Annotated in this window: 15 protein-coding genes; 11 read left to right on the top strand and 4 right to left on the bottom strand. The window is 63.2% G+C overall.

Annotated elements, in window-relative coordinates; all coding sequences use genetic code 11:
* The first annotated feature begins 249 nt into the window (after positions 1–249).
* The 5 genes from ACIGJE_RS09920 (at position 250) to ACIGJE_RS09900 (ending at position 3,430) form a co-directional block, all read left to right on the top strand.
* Entirely contained in the window at positions 250–873 is a 624-nt protein-coding gene (locus tag ACIGJE_RS09920) for a Maf family nucleotide pyrophosphatase (RefSeq protein WP_311944740.1), read from the top strand.
* Positions 870–1,085: a DNA gyrase inhibitor YacG gene (gene yacG / locus ACIGJE_RS09915; RefSeq protein WP_394310521.1), complete on the top strand. Its 216-nt coding sequence runs from the start codon at positions 870–872 to the stop codon at positions 1,083–1,085. The genes ACIGJE_RS09920 and yacG overlap by 4 nt, the downstream gene beginning before the upstream one ends.
* Positions 1,082–2,152 carry an Ldh family oxidoreductase gene (locus ACIGJE_RS09910; RefSeq protein ID WP_367624275.1) on the top strand — a complete coding sequence of 357 codons (1,071 nt, stop codon included), beginning with the start codon at positions 1,082–1,084 and terminating at the stop codon, positions 2,150–2,152. The genes yacG and ACIGJE_RS09910 overlap by 4 nt, the downstream gene beginning before the upstream one ends.
* 147 nt (positions 2,153–2,299) lie before the next feature.
* Positions 2,300–2,773 (top strand): nuclear transport factor 2 family protein, encoded by a 474-nt coding sequence (locus ACIGJE_RS09905; protein WP_415080428.1) that lies wholly within the window; start codon positions 2,300–2,302, stop codon positions 2,771–2,773.
* Positions 2,774–2,869: 96 nt separating this feature from the next.
* On the top strand, positions 2,870–3,430 hold the full coding sequence (locus tag ACIGJE_RS09900) for a TetR/AcrR family transcriptional regulator (protein WP_367624321.1): 561 nt from the start codon (positions 2,870–2,872) through the stop codon (positions 3,428–3,430).
* Between the two features lie 5 nt (positions 3,431–3,435).
* On the opposite strand, the gene ACIGJE_RS09895 is transcribed toward ACIGJE_RS09900, so the two are convergent.
* A complete protein-coding gene (locus ACIGJE_RS09895; protein ID WP_415080427.1) occupies positions 3,436–3,900 on the bottom strand; it encodes an Lrp/AsnC family transcriptional regulator in 465 nt (154 codons plus the stop codon).
* 182 nt (positions 3,901–4,082) lie between these two features.
* Between ACIGJE_RS09895 and ACIGJE_RS09890 the strand changes: the two genes are divergently transcribed.
* The 3 genes from ACIGJE_RS09890 to ACIGJE_RS09880 are packed head-to-tail and all read left to right on the top strand — an operon-like array spanning position 4,083 to position 6,602.
* Positions 4,083–4,802: an aspartate/glutamate racemase family protein gene (locus tag ACIGJE_RS09890; protein ID WP_311944748.1), complete on the top strand. Its 720-nt coding sequence runs from the start codon at positions 4,083–4,085 to the stop codon at positions 4,800–4,802.
* 25 nt (positions 4,803–4,827) lie between these two features.
* A complete protein-coding gene (locus ACIGJE_RS09885; protein ID WP_311944749.1) occupies positions 4,828–5,358 on the top strand; it encodes an L-2-amino-thiazoline-4-carboxylic acid hydrolase in 531 nt (176 codons plus the stop codon).
* The gene (locus tag ACIGJE_RS09880) at positions 5,355–6,602 is read left to right on the top strand and encodes a Zn-dependent hydrolase (RefSeq protein ID WP_415080426.1); all 1,248 of its coding nucleotides are present in this window, start codon (positions 5,355–5,357) and stop codon (positions 6,600–6,602) included. Before ACIGJE_RS09885 ends, ACIGJE_RS09880 begins: the two co-directional genes overlap by 4 nt.
* A 359-nt stretch (positions 6,603–6,961) precedes the next feature.
* On the opposite strand, the gene ACIGJE_RS09875 is transcribed toward ACIGJE_RS09880, so the two are convergent.
* From ACIGJE_RS09875 to ACIGJE_RS09865, 3 genes are all read right to left on the bottom strand, one after another.
* Positions 6,962–8,179: an SGNH/GDSL hydrolase family protein gene (locus ACIGJE_RS09875; protein ID WP_311944752.1), complete on the bottom strand. Its 1,218-nt coding sequence runs from the start codon at positions 8,177–8,179 to the stop codon at positions 6,962–6,964.
* Between the two features lie 387 nt (positions 8,180–8,566).
* The gene (locus tag ACIGJE_RS09870; protein WP_415080425.1) at positions 8,567–9,856 is read right to left on the bottom strand and encodes an NAD(P)/FAD-dependent oxidoreductase; all 1,290 of its coding nucleotides are present in this window, start codon (positions 9,854–9,856) and stop codon (positions 8,567–8,569) included.
* Between the two features lie 91 nt (positions 9,857–9,947).
* Positions 9,948–11,381: a glutamine synthetase family protein gene (locus tag ACIGJE_RS09865; RefSeq protein ID WP_415080424.1), complete on the bottom strand. Its 1,434-nt coding sequence runs from the start codon at positions 11,379–11,381 to the stop codon at positions 9,948–9,950.
* Positions 11,382–11,850: 469 nt separating this feature from the next.
* Between ACIGJE_RS09865 and ACIGJE_RS09860 the strand changes: the two genes are divergently transcribed.
* From ACIGJE_RS09860 to ACIGJE_RS09850, 3 genes are read left to right on the top strand one after another with little or no spacing between them, the layout of a single operon-like run.
* Positions 11,851–13,038: an ABC transporter ATP-binding protein gene (locus ACIGJE_RS09860; protein WP_367624277.1), complete on the top strand. Its 1,188-nt coding sequence runs from the start codon at positions 11,851–11,853 to the stop codon at positions 13,036–13,038.
* A gap of 9 nt (positions 13,039–13,047) precedes the next feature.
* Positions 13,048–13,986 carry an ABC transporter permease subunit gene (locus tag ACIGJE_RS09855; protein WP_311942457.1) on the top strand — a complete coding sequence of 313 codons (939 nt, stop codon included), beginning with the start codon at positions 13,048–13,050 and terminating at the stop codon, positions 13,984–13,986.
* The gene (locus ACIGJE_RS09850) at positions 13,983–14,801 is read left to right on the top strand and encodes an ABC transporter permease subunit (RefSeq protein WP_311942460.1); all 819 of its coding nucleotides are present in this window, start codon (positions 13,983–13,985) and stop codon (positions 14,799–14,801) included. The genes ACIGJE_RS09855 and ACIGJE_RS09850 overlap by 4 nt, the downstream gene beginning before the upstream one ends.
* Positions 14,802–15,365: the final 564 nt, after the last annotated feature.

Genomic DNA, 15,365 nt, shown 5'->3' with positions numbered 1-15,365 from the left:
GCATGCTGACATGCCGCGCAAATTGTCCTCGGCCCCTCGCAATGAAATACATAACACGGCATTTATAACTGCCGGATGGCTTAATATAGATGCGACATCAACTTGTGTTCCCTACGGAACTTTTTGCAAGCCGGCGGCGCTTCTCGAAGGATGCCCTCCTCCCGGAGGCAGGCCGCGATCCAACGGGGCCGGTTCTATTTCTCAGCCGACTCTGGTCCAAACACGACGAATCCTGCTATTGCGCCTGTCATGACTGAACGTCCCAAGCTCGTGCTCGCTTCCGCCAGCCCGCGCCGCCATGCCCTGCTCGAGCAGGCAGGCTGCGAACCGGATGCGTTGCTGCCCACCGATATCGATGAAACGCCCAGGCGCGGCGAGGCGGCGCGCATGCTGGTGCAGCGCCTCGCCAGGGGTAAGCTCGAGGCGGCCCTGACCACCCTTGGGAGCCGCCCCGATCTCGCCGGCGCCTACACGGTGTCGGCCGATACGGTGGTGGCCTGCACCGGGCGCATCCTGCCCAAGGCCGAGACGCGCGAGGATGCCGAAGCCTGCCTCAGCCTGCTGTCGGGCCGCAGCCATATCGTGATGACGGGCGTCGCCGTCGCCGACCCGCAGGGCACCATCCGGACCCGACTGGTGGAAACGCGGGTGCGCTTCAAGCATCTGTCGCGTGACGAACTCAATGCCTATCTCGACTCCAATGAATGGCACGGCAAGGCGGGCGGCTATGCCATCCAGGGCCTGGCCGGCGTGTTCGTGCTGCGCCTCGTCGGGTCCTATACCAATGTCGTCGGCCTGCCGCTCTATGAGACGGTGAGCCTTCTCGAAGGTGCGGGCTTTCCGGTCCGCGGCACCTGGAGGGACGAATTGTGAGCGAACCGACCCCGACCCCTCTCGTCAAACGCAAATGCCCGATCTGCGGCAAGCCCAGCGTCGAGGCCAGCAAGCCCTTCTGCTCCAAGCGCTGCGCCGACATCGATCTGTCGCGCTGGCTCAAGGGCGTCTATGCCATTCCCGGCGAGGAAGCCGACCAGATCGATCCTGATAACCGGGATGATTATCCGAAGACAGAGCGTGACCGATGAGCGAACCGCAGCGTTATACGAGTAGCAGCCTCGAAGCCTTTCTCGAATCCGCCCTCCTGGCCGGCGGGGCCGATGTCCCCTCGGCACAAGCCGCCACCCGCGCCATGATGCATGCCTCGCGCCTAGGCGTGGACAGCCATGGCGTGAGGCTGCTGCCCTACTATCTCTCGGTGCTGGCCAGCGGCGAGATCAACGGGCATCCCCAGCTCGAAGTATCGCGCGGCGAAGGCGCCACGGCCGTTCTGGATGCGGATGGCGCCATCGGACACCTGGCCTGCTACCGGGCCATGGAAGTGGCCGTCGACATCGCCAGGACGCAGGGCATCGGCGCCGTCACCATCCGGCGCTCCTCCCATATGGGCGCCGCCGGCGCCTATCCGATGTGGGCCGCCGAACAGGGCTTCATCGGCCTGCTCACTGCCAATTCCGACGCGGCCGTGCGGCTGTTCGACGGGCGGGACGCCTTCCACGGCACCAGCCCGATCGCCATCGGCGCCCCGGTCCCCGGCCAGCGCCCCTGGCTGATGGACATGGCGACCAGCGCCATTCCGCAAAACCGCGTGCTGCTCTACCGTTCGCTCGGCCTCACCCTGCCGCAGGGCGTCGCCGTGGACGAGAAGGGCGTCAACACCACCGATCCGGAAGCCGCCCGCGTGCTCTCGCCGGTGGGCGGCGAGCAGGGCTTCAAGGGTGCGGCGCTCGCCGGCCTTGTGGAGATCCTGTCCGCTCCCCTCACCGGCATGGCGCTTTCGACCGAGTTGGTGCCGATGTATGGCCAGCCCTCGACCGGCGCTCCGCGCGACATGGGCGGTTTTGCCCTGGCTATCAACCCCTCGGCCTTCATCGCCCCGGAGATCTACGGGGCGATCATGACCCGCTATCTCGCCAATATCCGCGCCGCCGTGCCGGCCGAAGGCGCCGGCGGCAAGCCAATGGCGCCGGGCGATCGCGAATGGGCGGTGGAGGAAGAGCGGGCGCGCAAGGGCGTGCCGGTAGATCCCGTCAGCGAAGAGGCTTTCGTCGAACTCGGCAGCAAATATGGGCTGACTTTGCCGCAGAAGGCGTGAGGCGGAGCGCGGACATCCTGTCCGCTCTTGGAAATGCCCCGTTCTCAGGAAAGCAAGAGCGGACAGGATGTCCGCGCTCCAAGGAAACTCTTGACTCTTGTACCGATCGGTCCATGATGGAGCGATCGGTACAAAGAGGATGTCGCCATGCCCGAACAACGCCCACCGCTGCCTCCCTTCACCCGCGAGGCCGCGATCCAGAAGATCCGCGCCGCCGAGGATGGCTGGAACAGCTGCAATCCCGAGCGCGTCTCGCTCGCCTATACACCGGACAGCCGCTGGCGCAACCGCTCCGAGTTCCTCAAGGGACGCCCCGAGATCATCGCCTTCCTCACGCGCAAATGGCAGCGCGAGCAGGATTACCGTCTGATCAAGGAATTGTGGGCCTATGGCGACAACCGCATCGGCGTGCGCTTCGCCTATGAGTGGCACGATGCCGACGGCAACTGGTTCCGCTCCTACGGCAACGAGAATTGGGAATTCGACGAGAACGGCCTGATGGCAGTGCGCCATGCCTCCATCAACGACGTGCCGATCACCGAGAGTGAGCGCAAGTTCCACTGGGACCGCTCCGCTCCCCGTCCCGCCGACCATCCGGGCCTTAGCGATCTCGGCCTCTGACACAAAATGCGTCCGGTTGGACCAATTCTTCGATTGAACTTACTGAAGAGCGGGCATTTTGCCATTTCTGGCAATTCAGCCTGAAAGTGAGGCGCCCTGATGAAAACGGTCCGCGAGCGCGCCGATATCATACCGGCCCTCACCGAGGTCTTCCGCAGCCATGGCTATGAGGGCGCCAGCCTTGCCCTCATCGGCCAGCAGACAGGCCTGGGCAAGGGCAGCCTCTACAACTTCTTCCCGGGCGGGAAGGAGGAGATGGCGGCTGCCGTGCTCGAGCATATCGACGGCTGGTTCCGCAGCCATGTCTTCGAATCGCTACGCGCGACGACGGACCCGGCTGCCGCGATCTCAGCGATGTTCGAGGCGACGGATCGCTATTTCCACTCGGGAGGACGGGTCTGCATCGTCGGCATATTCGCCCTGTCGGATGTGCGCGACCGTTTTGCCGACGCCATCAACGCCTATTTCGCCGAATGGCGCGACGCCCTGGCGGAGGCACTCCGGCGCCTCGGCAAGGAGCCTGATCTCGCGGACGCACTTGCCGAAGACATCGTCGCCGGCATCCAGGGAGCGCTGGTCACCGCGCGCGCCCTCGGCGATCCCGCCCTGTTCGGCCGCCGGCTGGCGCGGCTGAAAACCCTCATCCCGCTGGACTGAGTTCATCAGGCGTTGGACAGCGGCAGTACCGTGGTGTCCTTGAACATCTCCATCGAGATGTAGGAGGAGATGTCGTTGAACTGCAGCTTGGCCACCAGCTTCTTGTAGACCAAGTCCAGGCTTTCGACATCCGGCAGCACGATCTTGAGCAGATAGTCGATATCGCCGGTGAGCCGATGCATCTCGACGATCTCGGGCGTGTCGGCGACCAACGCGCGGAAGCGCTCCAGCCACTCCAGCGAGTGGTTGGCCGTACGGACCATGACATAGACCGTGGTGGGCAGGCCCACCTTCTTGCGGTCGAGGAGTGCGGCGCGCCTGGCGATATAGCCCTCCTCCTCCAGGCGCTTGATGCGCCGCCAGCAGGCCGAGGGCGACAGATGGATCTTCTCGGCGAGATCGGCGAGCGGATGATCCGCCTGCAGTTGCAGCAGTGCCAGGATCTGCTTGTCGCGCTGATCCAGCTTCATATCTCCTCGCGCATTCAGCTTGTGCATCCAAATTCATATACGCAAAATTTTTGCGCATGTAGTCAATACTCGCAATCTATTTGTTCAAAAACAACTAAAGCCGCCTAAAGAATGCAACCCATTTTCGCGGATTTCAAGGCATCATCCCGTCATGATAATCAAACCCTAGATGGGAGACGGACATGCGGAAAATCGGCCTGATCGGCGGCATGAGCTTCGAGAGCTCGGCGATCTATTACAAGCTGATCAACGAAGCGGTGCGCGCCCGGCGCGGCGATCTTCATTCGGCCGAGGTCATGCTGCATTCGGTGAACTTCCAGGATATCGTCGACATGCAGAAGGCTGGCCGTTGGGATGCGGCGGCCGAAAGGCTGGCCGGCGTGGCCCGTGACCTCGAAGCCGCCGGAGCCGGCTGCGTGCTGATCTGCACCAACACCATGCATCTGGTCGCCCAGCCGGTGCAGACGGCGATCGCCTGTCCGCTGATCGACATCATCGACGAAACCGCCAAGGCCCTGGCTGCAGCCGGCCGCAGCCGCCCGCTCCTGCTCGCCACCCGCTACACCATGGAACAGGGCTTCTACGCCGAGCGCATGCGCGGGCATGGCATCGAGGTGATGGTGCCCGATGCCGAAGGCCGGGCCGTCGTGCATGACGTCATCTTCTCCGAACTCTGCGCCGGGCTGGTGAAGGACAGCTCGCGCCAAAAGCTCGAGGCGTTGATCGAGCGGGCCAAGGCCGAAGGTGCCGACAGCGTCATCCTCGGCTGCACCGAGATCTGCCTGATCCTCTCCCCCGGCAGCCTCAGCCTGCCCGGCTTCGACTCCACCACGATCCATGCGGCCGCCGCCGTCGATTTTTCGCTTGCCTCCGGGCCGGACGCTGCCCAACTGGCAGCATGATCGATCAACGAGCAGGAGACAGGTCATGAGTCAGGCGGCAGATCCCGGCCGGGAGGAGAGCGCGAAGGCGGTGATGGAGGGCGAGATCGGCATTCTCGCGCGCCGGCGGATCGAGGCCGGCATCATCGCGCCGATCTATGAGGAAATGCGTGAGCGCCTCGGCGAGGAGCTGGCGCAGTCGATCCTCGATTCCGCCATCCGCAAGGCCGCCATCGAGGCAGGACGCAGCTTTGCCGCCAAGACGCCGGGTGGCACCGATTTGCGCAGTTTCCAGGACCTGCAAGCGCTGTGGACCCAGGACGACGCGCTGGTGATCGAAGTGGTCAAGGCCACCGACACCGAGTTCGACTACAATGTCCATCGCTGCCGCTACGCCGAGACCTACAAGGAAATGGGGCTCGGCAAGATCGGGCACCTGCTGTCCTGCAACCGCGACGGGGTGTTCTGCACCGGCTATGATCCGCGTATCACGCTCGAGCGCACGCAGACGATCATGGACGGCTCCAGCCACTGCAATTTCCGCTACAAGCTGCAAGAAACCGCCAAGGCGGAATGATGGACCAGCCTCTCGCCAGCCGGACGGCCCCGACGCCCCGCATCGATGCGGTGCAGCTCAATGCCGATATCGAGGCCACCGCCCGCTTCGGCGGCACCGGCAATGGCGGCGTCTCCCGCCTCACTCTCACGCCGGAAGACAAGGCCGTCCGGGACTGGTTTGTTGCCCGCTGCATCGAGCTCGGCTGCCGCGTGGACGTCGATCCGATCGGCAACCTGTTCGCGTCCTATCCAGGGCGCAATGCCGCCCTGCCCGTCATCATGACCGGCAGCCACCTCGACACCCAGCCGGGCGGCGGGCGCTATGACGGCGTCCTCGGCGTGCTGGCCGGCCTCGCCGCCCTTCGCGCCCTGAAGAGTTCGGGCATCGTCACCGAACACCCGCTGACCGTGGTGAACTGGACCAATGAGGAAGGCTCGCGCTTTTCCCCGGCCATGTTCGGCTCGGGCGTGCATGCTGGCGCCATCGAGCTCGACGAGGCGCTCGCGGTGCGCGACCGTGCCGGGATCAGCGTCGGCGAGGCTCTCGACGCCATCGGCTATCGCGGCAGCCAGGCCTACAGGCAAACGCCGGCTGCCTATGTCGAGCTCCACATCGAACAGGGACCCGTACTGGAAGCGGAGGGCACCGCGATCGGGGCCGTCACCGGCGTACAGGGCCTGCGCTGGTTCGACGTGGTGATCGAAGGCACCGAATCCCATGCCGGTTCGACGCCGATGGCGAACCGACGCGACGCGTTGACCGCCGCCGCCCGGCTCATCCTTGCTGTCGAGGCGATCGGCCGTGCCCATGCCCCCGGCGTGCTGACGGTCGGCCATGCCGGCATCTCCCCGAATTCCCGCAATGTCGTTCCGGGCCGGGTCAACCTGCAGATCGACATGCGCCATCCCAGCCAAACCGGGCTGGACGCCATGGAAACGGCGCTGCGGCAGGCCGTCGCCGGCCAGGCCGACAGCCGCATCGAGCGGATCTGGGCCAAGCAGCCTGTGGCCTTCGATCCCGCCTGCATCGAGGCTGTTCGCCAGGCAGCCGTGGACTGCGGGTTGTCCTGCCGCGACATCGCGTCCGGCGCCGGTCATGACGCCGCCCATCTGGCGGCCCTCGCCCCGACGGCGATGATCTTCATCCCGTCCCGCGACGGGCTCTCCCACAATGAACGGGAATATTCCTCGCCCCGGCAATGCGCCGATGGCGCCGAGGTACTGCTGCGAACCCTTCTCGAGCTCGACCGACGACTGGCCTGAAGACCACCCTTTCAGGGTGTTTCGAACAAACCCGGAAAGGTTTGTATACGCAGGATAATGCCGCCCCTCACCTTACCTCTCCCCGTAAGAACGGGGCGAGGAGGCGCAAGCGTTGCGACTCGTTCTCGTCGCATTCGTCTCGCCCAATCATCGTGCGAGACCAAAGATTCACCGAACATGACTGGACATCTAAGTCCCCTCGCCCCGTTCTTACGGGGAGAGGTAAGGTGAGGGGCAGCGCGACCTCGACGATCAGACCTGACTCGACTGTGTCAAACACCTTGAAAGGGGTGCGCCTGAAGACCAGCCCCCTGGCCGCGGAACCCGGCAAGATTTGCCGGGGGTTTCGCGCCGTCCTGCTATGGTCTGGGCACCAGTACGCCAAGATCGACCGCCTTGGCCATGGCCTGATAGCCGGCATCGTTGGGATGCAGATGGTCGCCGCAATCATAGGCGGGATTGATATTGTTGGGTTTGCTCGGATCTTCGAGCACCTTGTCGAAATCGATCAGCCCATCCGCCATCTTGTTGGTCCGGATCCAGGCATTGACCTCCTGGCGGATCTTCTCCTTCTCGGGCGTGTAGTAGCCGGAGGTCGGCAGCCCCTTGAAGGTGTCGACGAAGGGCGTGAGGGTCACACCGACGAAACGGATGCCATGGGCGTGAGCCCGGTCGATGATCTGCTTGTAGCCGGCGATCACATCCTCGGCCGTCGGCTCGGGATCGGCCGGGGTGATGGCGTCCTTGCCCGGCCAGCCGATATCGTTGATCCCCATCATCATCACCACGGTCGAAACCCGGGGATGGCTGAGCACCGACATGTCGAAGCGGCTGAGCGCATTGGTGCCCATGCCGTTGGACAGCACGCGATTGCCGGAATAGGCCTCGTTGACCACGGCCACATCGGCATGACCCTCGGCCTGCAGGCGCTCGGCGATATGATCGGGCCAGCGATTGTTCTTGTCCGGCGTGGAGCAGGCCCCGTCGGTGATGGAATCGCCGAAGAACACGATCGCCTTCGACTCCGGCTTGGCCGTGGTCAGGATGCGGCTGAGCAGCAGGCGCGATTTGTTGGTGCTGGCGGCGGTGAAATCGGCATCCTTGGTCTTGTCGCCCGGTCCAGAGACGTAGCCGGTCTGCACGCCGTCCCAATGGACCGAGGTGATGCCGGCACGCTTGGGCAAATAGAAGCTGACCGCGAGATTCGACAGGGCCTTGACCGACAGGTCCACGGGGTCGCTGACCAGCGGTGCACCGGGCGGGATCACGGCCGAGGGCTTGCCACCGAAGGTCAAGGGCTTCACCGAGCCTTCGTCGATGGCGCTGCCTCCCTTGGACAGGGCCACGCTGGCCGAACCGATCGTCACCGGGCGCGTGCCGAACTCGTTGGAGATGACCACACGCACCTGCTCGCCGCCGACGCTGATGCGGGCGATCTGGCGCACGGTCTGATCGCCCAGGACTTCGGGCACGTCGAAGGGCGCCGGCAATTCCTCCGCCCAGCGCGGGGCGGGCGTGGCTGCCCAGGTGGTGATCCAGGGCTCGGAGCCTTGCGCATGGGCCGGGACCGCAGCCAAGGTCAGCGCCCCCGCGACAAATGAAGTCCTGACTGCCCATCCGATCAATCGCGCAGGCAAAATCCGATGCATACTCGATCGAGTCTCATAATAATCCAAATAGGAAACCATGGCGCTTTCCATCCCGCTTTGACAATATTGTAAAGTGACGTTGTCTTGATTGCGTATAGAGAAGAAGCATCCGACATCGCAGCGCGGAAGACTTCCGAAGCACCGGGAGACTGTGATTTTTTCCTGGATCTTGCAAGCCGGATACCGAGCGGCATGCTCATGATCGCCCGATCGCCAAAAGCGTCTTTGAGAATTGGCTCGACGGTAACGGCAAAACCGCGTCGGAACGGGAACCAGGCAAATACGCGCCCCCGCCTGAACACGCTTTGCAAGGGTTTAGAGCCGGTCTCTCAGCGCATAATAGCTCATGCCGGCGACCAGGGTCGGCCAGCGCAGCAGGCGCCCGCCTGGGAAAGGCGGCGTCGGCAGGGCGGCGAGGCGATCGAATTCGCCCAGGGTCGCGGCGGTGACATCCGCCAGGATCTTGCCGAAATAGGGCGCGAGCATCACGCCCTGCCCGGAATAGCCCGAGGCCGTCAGTACGTTGGGCGCCAGCCGCCGCACGAAGGGCAGGCGCGTGGTGGTGATGCCGAGCGTGCCACCCCAGGCATAGTCGATGCGCTTGTTTTCGAGCTGCGGGAAGACCTTGAGCATGCGCTTGCGCACGAAGGCCTTCATGTCCGACGGAAAGCCCGAGCGATAGTTCTCGCCGCCGCCGAAGAGCAGGCGCCGGTCCGCCGACAGGCGATAGTAGTTCACCACGAAGCGGCTGTCGGCGACGGCATAGTCGTTGGCGATCAAGGCCCTGGCTTCATTGTCCGAGAAAGGCTCGGTCGCCAGGATGAAATTGTTGATCGGCATCACCCGCGCCTCGGTATGGGCGTCCAGCCCCGAGAGATAGCCATCGCCGGCGAGGATCAGCCAGTCGGCGGAAACGCTGCCTTGCGCCGTGCGGATCACCGCCTTGCTGCCCTCCGCCCGATAGCTGACGGCTCGCGAGCGCTCGAAAATCCGTACCCCGGCATCAAGGGCCGCCGCCCCCAGCCCCAATGCCAGGTTCAGGGGGTGCAGGTGGCCGCCATCATGATCGACGAAGCCGCCATAATAGCCGCTGGCGCCGAGGACGGCATCCAGTTCGGCCTTGCCGATCGCCTCGACCTTGTCATAGCCATAGACGGTCCTCAGCTTCTCCGCATAGGCATGCGACATCGCCACATAGTTTGGTTTGTGGTCGGCGATCAGGATGCCCTGCTTGTAGTCGCAGGCGATCCGGTGCCTGGAGATCAGGCCCTTGAGATGGGCCTTGGCGTCCTCGGCCATGCGCCATAACGCCTTGGCGCCGTCCAGGCCGACCAGTTTCTCCAGATAGTCCTGGTCACGGCGCTGGCCCGAATGAACCTGGCCGCCATTGCGCCCCGAGGCCCCCGAGCCGATCTCGGCCGCCTCGAGCACGATGACCGACAGCCCTTTTTCGGCGAAGGCGAGCGCAGCACCGAGCCCGGTATAGCCGGCACCGACGATGCAGACATCGGCGCGTTCCTCGCCCAGAAGCCGAGGCTGGACCGGCAGGCGGTTGGCGGTGGCGGTGTAATAGGAATTGGCCGGATGGCCGGTGTTGTCGGTCATGATCTCTCAGGGGCGGGGTCTTCAGACCCGCCTTTCCAGCAGCCTTTGGCGATTTCCGGCGAAGAGGCGGGTCCGAAGACCCGCCGCCATGCTAGACGTTCAGGAGCAGATGCTCGCGTTCCCAGGGGCTGATCACCTTCATGAAGGTCTCGTATTCCTGGCGCTTGATCGCGGCATAGGCGGTGACGAAGGACGAGCCCATCACCTGCCGGATCTCCTCGCTCTCATCCATCTCCGCGACCGCCTCGAGCAGGCTTTGCGGCAGTTCGAAATCGCGGTTCTTGGCATCCGATTCGATCGGTGACGTCGCCTCCAGTTCCTCGGTCATGCCGAGATAGCCGGCGGCCAGGCTCGCGGCGATGGCGAGATAGGGATTGGCATCCGAGGAAGGCACCCGGTTCTCGACGCGCCGTGCGTCGGGGCCCGAGGGCGGCACGCGCAGGCCCGCCGTGCGGTTGTCGTAGCCCCACTGCACGTTGATCGGCGCCATGGAATCGCGCGTCAGCCGGCGATAGGAGTTCACATAGGGTGCCAGCATGCACATGATCGCCGGCAGATATTTCTGCTGGCCGGCCAGGAAGGAGAAGAACAGCGGGGTCGGGCCGCCGGTCTCCGGATCGGAGAAGATGTTCTGGCCGCTCTCGGCATCGACGATCGACTGGTGGATATGCAGCGCCGAGCCCGGCTCGCCCGACATGGGCTTGGCCATGAAGGTGGCGTAGATCTTGTGCTGGAGCGAGGCCTCGCGGATGGTGCGCTTGAACAGGAAGACCTGGTCGGCCAGTTCCAGCGGGTCGCCATGGCGCAGATTGATCTCCATCTGGGCCACGCCGTCCTCGTGGATCAGCGTGTCGATCTCCAGGCCCTGATGTTCGGAATATTTGTAGATGTCCTCGAACAGGGCGTCGAATTCGTTGACGGCCGAAATCGAATAGCCCTGCCGGCCGAGTTCCGGGCGGCCCGAACGGCCGATCGGCGGTTTGAGCGGATAATCGGGATCGGTGTTGGGCTCGACCAGATAGAACTCGATCTCGGGCGCCACCACCGGCTGCCAGCCCTTCTTGCGATAGAGCTCGCGGACACGGCGCAGCACCTGGCGCGGCGCCTGCTCGACGGGACGGCCGTCACGCGTCATCGCGTCGTGGATGACCTGGGCGGTCGGATCCATCGCCCAGGGCACGGCGGTCAGGGTCGACCAATCCGGCTGCATGAACATGTCGGTATCGGCTTCCACGGCATCGACCAGCCCGTCATAGGCCGGATATTCGCCGGTGATGCACTGATAGAAGATCGAAAGCGGCAGGTTCATCACCGGCGAGGTCAGGAATTTCGACACCGGCATGATCTTGCCGCGGGCCACCCCGCCCTGGTCGGGAACCAGGCATTCGATCTCCTCGATGTCCCGGGCGCGGAACCAATCCTTCGCGCTCTCCACACCGGAGATGCCACGCGCGGATTCGATATCCGGCACGCCAGAATGCTCGGGCTTGTCTGACTTCTTCTTTTTGCTCATCGTCGCACACATGCGGCTTCCACCCCGCAGGAAGTGCGGAGCGGCGACCCGAAACACGCGCCGGCGACCTGTTTGACGGCCCACCAGGCAGATTTCTCTTGATCGAGCCAGCGGCCCGATCGAGAGAAATCTGCAAGATATCAAATATTTGCAGAGTTTCCCGGCAAGGCCCATCCGAGGGCCTTACCGGGAAACTCTGCCTAGGAAGCCATCACGCGACTAACCTCCGGTTCGGGCCCTTGGTTTAGGAGGGCGGAGGCGCACGCGCCGCGCATCGGGGAAGACGCGCAAAAGAGGCATCGGTGGACCGACGCTGGCGCCACACTGCCTTTAGCGGCATGTAAAAGTCAATCGGAACGGCCAAAAAATGTGATCACAAAAAATGTGATCACATTTTTGCTCGGAATCGCATTTCCCCTGTAGACCGCCGCCGACTTCCCGGTTTAGGCTGCAATCAATCACCACAAACAGATGGGATACCATGTCTGATACAGGCGGGGGCGGCGCCACGGCGCCCGTGAAGTCGCAGAAGGCGATCGGGGGCGTTCGCCGCAAATTCCAGCCCTGGGCCGATCCAAAGGAAGTCCCCCTCATCCGCTTCGAGAACGTCACCAAACGCTTCGGCGATTTCGTGGCAGTGAACGAGGTTTCGCTCGACATCCACCCCCGCGAATTCTTCTCCCTGCTCGGTCCATCGGGCTGCGGCAAGACCACCTTGATGCGCATGCTGGCCGGCTTCGAGCAGCCGACGAGCGGGCGCATCACGCTGGCGGGAAAGGATCTCGCCGGCGTGCCGCCCTATGAGCGGCCCGTGAACATGATGTTCCAGTCCTATGCCCTGTTCCCGCATATGAGCGTGGCTGACAACATCGCCTTCGGCCTGAAGATGGACAAGATGCCCAAGGCCGAGATCGAGACCCGCGTCGGGCAGATGCTGAAACTGGTCAAGCTGGAGAAATTCGCCACCCGCAAGCCGCACCAGCTCTCGGGCGGCCAGCGGCAGCGTGTCGCCCTCGCCCGTGCCGTCGCCAAGCAGCCCAAAGTGCTGCTGCTCGACGAGCCGCTCGGCGCCCTCGACAAGAAACTGCGCGAGGAAACCCAGTTCGAGTTGATGGACATCCAGGTCGAGCTCGGCATCACCTTCGTCATCGTCACGCACGACCAGGAAGAGGCGATGACGATGTCCGACCGCATCGCCGTGATGGACCATGGCAAGCTGGTACAGGTGGCTCCGCCCGGTGAGATCTACGAGCAGCCCAATTCCCGCTATGTCGCCGACTTCATCGGCAATATCAACATCCTCGAGGGCAAGGTTTCCTCGCAGAACGGCAGTTCCCTCACCATAACCTCCCACGCCAGCCAGAGCTTCAGCGTGGACAGTGCGGAGGCCTGCTCGGTGGGCCAGAACGTCTTCCTCGCCATTCGTCCCGAAAAGATGCGGATCTCGCTCGATCCGCCCGCGACGCCCGGCAATTCGCTGGCAGGCGAGGTCTTCGACATCGGCTATCTCGGCGACTGGACCAACTACCTCGTCGACATTGCCGGCACCGGCCAGCGCATCCGGGTGTCGCAGGCCAATATGAGCCGCTTCGTCGAGCGCCCGATCACCTGGGAAGACAAGGTCCATGTCAGCTTTGCGCCGGATGCCGGCGTCGTCCTGACCAAATAGGAGGGCGACATGGCTGACAAGACCCGCAAGGGCTTCTTCTCCGGGCGCACCGGAGTGATCGCCATCCCCTATCTATGGCTGACGATCTTCTTCGCCCTGCCCTTCCTGATGGTGCTGAAAATCTCGCTCAGCCAGACTGCGCTGGGACAGCCGCCCTATACGCCGACCTTCGATTTCGATTGGACCTGGCAGAGCATTGCCAGCTTCGTTTCCGAGCTGAACCTCGACAATTACTGGACGATGTTCAACATCTGGGGCGAGGATGGCGATACGCTCTATCTGAAGGCTTACCTGTCCAGCGTGGCGATCGCCTTCGTCTCGACGATCCTTCTGCTGATCATCGGCTATCCCATCGCCTATGGCATGGCGCGCGCCCCCAAGAGCATCCGCCCGACCCTGCTGATGCTGGTGATCCTGCCGTTCTGGACCTCGTTCCTGATCCGCGTCTATGCTTGGATCGGCATTCTCAAGCCGGAAGGACTGCTCAACCTGGTGCTGATCAAGCTCGGCATCATCTCCGAGCCCCTGCAGATCCTCAACACCAATTGGGCGATCTTCATCGGCATCGTCTATTCCTATCTGCCCTTCATGATCCTGCCGCTCTATTCGACCCTGGAGAAGATGGATCACACCCTGCTGGAAGCGGCTGCCGATCTCGGCTGCAAGCCGATCAAGGCCTTCTGGCTGGTGACCTTCCCGCTCTCCCTGCCCGGCGTGATCGCCGGCTGTATGCTCTGCTTCATCCCGGCCGTGGGCGAGTTCGTCATCCCGGACCTGCTCGGCGGCTCATCCACGCTGATGATCGGCAAGCAGATGTGGGACCTGTTCTTCTCGAACCGCGACTGGCCGGCGGCCTCTGCCGTTGCCGTGATCCTTCTGATCATCCTGGTCGTGCCGATCACCTATTATCAGCACAGCCAGGCCAAGGCGCTGGAGACCGACCGATGAAACAAGGCTCTTCCTGGTTCAACATGACCTCGGTCGCCCTCGGCCTCGCCTTCCTCTATCTGCCGATCGTGATCCTGGTGATCTACTCCTTCAACGACTCCAAGCTGGTGACGGTCTGGGGCGGCTGGTCGACACGCTGGTATGTCGAACTTTTCCACGACGAAGCCTTCATGAACGCCGCCAAAATCACCCTGATCGTGGCCGCGGTCTCGGCCACCATCGCCACCATACTCGGCACGCTCGCCGCCGTAGTCCTGGTGCGCATGGGGCGCTTCCGTGGCCGCATGACCTTCTCGGCCATGGTCTATGCGCCGCTGGTGATGCCCGAGATCATCATCGGCCTGTCGCTCCTCTTGTTCTTCATCTCGATGGGCGTCGATCGCGGCTTCTGGACCATCACCCTCGCCCATGTCACGCTCACCATGTGCTTCGTCACCGTGGTGGTGCAATCGCGCCTGCTCAGCTTCGACCGTTCCATCGAGGAGGCGGCCCTGGATCTGGGCTGCCATCCCTTCAAGGCCTTCTTCCTGATTACACTGCCGATCATTGCGCCGGCGGTGATCTCGGGCTGGATGCTGGCCTTCACCCTATCGCTGGACGATCTCGTGCTCGCCAGCTTCACCTCGGGTCCGGGCTGGAACACGCTGCCGATGCGCATCTATTCCTCCGTCCGCCTCGGCGTGACGCCGGAAATCAACGCCGCCTGCACGCTGATGCTGGCCGTGGTCGCCCTCGGCGTGGTGGCCGCCGCCATCTATACCAGCCGGGCCGAAAGGGAGCGTGAGCGCGCGGAAAGGCTGGCCGCGGCCGGCTGACCCCGTCCAATCCATTATCCGAGAGGTTCAGGCCCTCGCCCCATCCACGGGGCGGGGGCCTTCTCGTTTGCCCCTTCCGGGCATGTGGCCCATCCCTAGAGCAAAGCGCGTTCAAGCGTGAACGCTTATGTGCTCCAACTCCTTGTTCCCAAGCCAATCCAAAGGATTGGCTAAGGCGTCTTTGCGATTCTTGGTGATTCCACCAAATCGCAAAACGGTCTGGCTCGATCCGCGTCGGCACCTGTCAATTAACGACTCCAATCAAACATTTTCTAACACAATCGCTCTTGCGATGTTATATTTTGTTGAATAGCATGGCACTCAATCGGCGGAATCGACACGCCTTTCCGTAGGCGCATTCGAGTCCAGACCAGAAAAAAGCGATCATATCCGTCATTTTCTCAGTGGTTATTGCCTTTTCTCTCAGAATTGGCGCAGTCCAGCCGAGAGATGACGGGTTTGATCGCCATGGGGAAACTGAACATTGGCGTTGGAAACAGTTATTGATCATGTTTGATTCTGTTCTTTTCCGCATCACGATGCTTGCCCCTCTCGCAGCGCGCT

The sequence above is a fragment of the Labrys sp. E2SS-1L genome, from assembly GCF_057073705.1.
Note: the sequence above shows the minus strand (reverse complement) of the source record. Positions and strands in the feature narration are given on the sequence as shown.

Coding starts and splice junctions, on each gene's coding strand:
- ACIGJE_RS09920 (WP_311944740.1), top strand. CDS start 250: ATGACTGAACGTCCCAAGCTCGTGCTCGCTTCCGCCAGCCCGCGCCGC.
- ACIGJE_RS09910 (WP_367624275.1), top strand. CDS start 1,082: ATGAGCGAACCGCAGCGTTATACGAGTAGCAGCCTCGAAGCCTTTCTC.
- ACIGJE_RS09905 (WP_415080428.1), top strand. CDS start 2,300: ATGCCCGAACAACGCCCACCGCTGCCTCCCTTCACCCGCGAGGCCGCG.
- ACIGJE_RS09895 (WP_415080427.1), bottom strand. CDS start 3,900: ATGAAGCTGGATCAGCGCGACAAGCAGATCCTGGCACTGCTGCAACTG.
- ACIGJE_RS09890 (WP_311944748.1), top strand. CDS start 4,083: ATGCGGAAAATCGGCCTGATCGGCGGCATGAGCTTCGAGAGCTCGGCG.
- ACIGJE_RS09885 (WP_311944749.1), top strand. CDS start 4,828: ATGAGTCAGGCGGCAGATCCCGGCCGGGAGGAGAGCGCGAAGGCGGTG.
- ACIGJE_RS09880 (WP_415080426.1), top strand. CDS start 5,355: ATGATGGACCAGCCTCTCGCCAGCCGGACGGCCCCGACGCCCCGCATC.
- ACIGJE_RS09870 (WP_415080425.1), bottom strand. CDS start 9,856: ATGACCGACAACACCGGCCATCCGGCCAATTCCTATTACACCGCCACC.
- ACIGJE_RS09865 (WP_415080424.1), bottom strand. CDS start 11,381: ATGTGTGCGACGATGAGCAAAAAGAAGAAGTCAGACAAGCCCGAGCAT.
- ACIGJE_RS09860 (WP_367624277.1), top strand. CDS start 11,851: ATGTCTGATACAGGCGGGGGCGGCGCCACGGCGCCCGTGAAGTCGCAG.
- ACIGJE_RS09855 (WP_311942457.1), top strand. CDS start 13,048: ATGGCTGACAAGACCCGCAAGGGCTTCTTCTCCGGGCGCACCGGAGTG.
- ACIGJE_RS09850 (WP_311942460.1), top strand. CDS start 13,983: ATGAAACAAGGCTCTTCCTGGTTCAACATGACCTCGGTCGCCCTCGGC.